1 protein-coding gene is annotated in these 766 nt (G+C 65.4%); it reads right to left on the bottom strand.

Annotated elements, in window-relative coordinates; translation table 11 throughout:
• Positions 1 to 702: 2,3-dihydro-2,3-dihydroxybenzoate dehydrogenase (gene dhbA, locus B3H86_RS11365; protein WP_292053979.1), on the bottom strand; the 702-nt coding region annotated here is incomplete at its 3' end.
• Between the last annotated feature and the right edge of the window lie 64 nt (positions 703 to 766).

Genomic DNA, 766 nt, shown 5'->3' with positions numbered 1-766 from the left:
GCTGGCGAGATCGGAGGCGAGAAACAGAATGGTATTGGCGATCTCCTGCGGGCGGGCAATTTTGCCCAGCGGGATCCCCAGTTTGAACTGCTCGCCAAAGCCGCGAATGCGCTGCTGCTCCGCGTCCGGGCTGGTCCACAGCGTGCGCTGCATATCGGTGTCGGTGGAGCCCGGTGAGACGATGTTGCACCGCACGCCGCTGGCGGACAGCTCCAGCCCCACGGTCAGGGCCAGACTCTTCAGCGCCGCCTTTGAAGCTCCGTAGGCGCTCATGCGNNTGCGCGGCGTATGGGCCGCATCGGAGGCGACGGTGACAATCGCCCCGCCCCGCTGGGTACGGAACTGGGCCATGGTCTGCTGGAAGAGGTTAAACGCGCCGCCGACGTTGACCGCCAGCGTCTGCTGCCAGTCGTCCTGAGAGAGCTGATCCGTGGCCCCCATGCGGAGGATCCCCGCCGCATTCACCAGCACGTCAAGACGCGCAGTGGCTGCCAGCAGGCGCTGGCATACCGCCGCCACCTGGTCAGCGTTGGCGATATCCAGCTCCTCACAGGCGAAGGGATAGTCGGCCTGGCTGAAGTCACGATCGAAGCCCGTAACCTGTGCCCCCGCCTCGACAAAGGCCAGCGCCGTCGCGTAGCCGATGCCCTTCCCTGCACCGGTGACCCACACCGTCTTGCCGCTAAAATCCAGCCCGGTCACTATTTCACCTCGCGGGAGAGCAGCGCCCACCAGGCGTCGATGGTGGGATTTTTCGCCAGCATGA

The organism is Brevundimonas sp. UBA5866 (genome assembly GCF_002432125.1).
GTDB lineage: Bacteria > Pseudomonadota > Alphaproteobacteria > Caulobacterales > Caulobacteraceae > Brevundimonas.
Note: the sequence above shows the minus strand (reverse complement) of the source record. Positions and strands in the feature narration are given on the sequence as shown.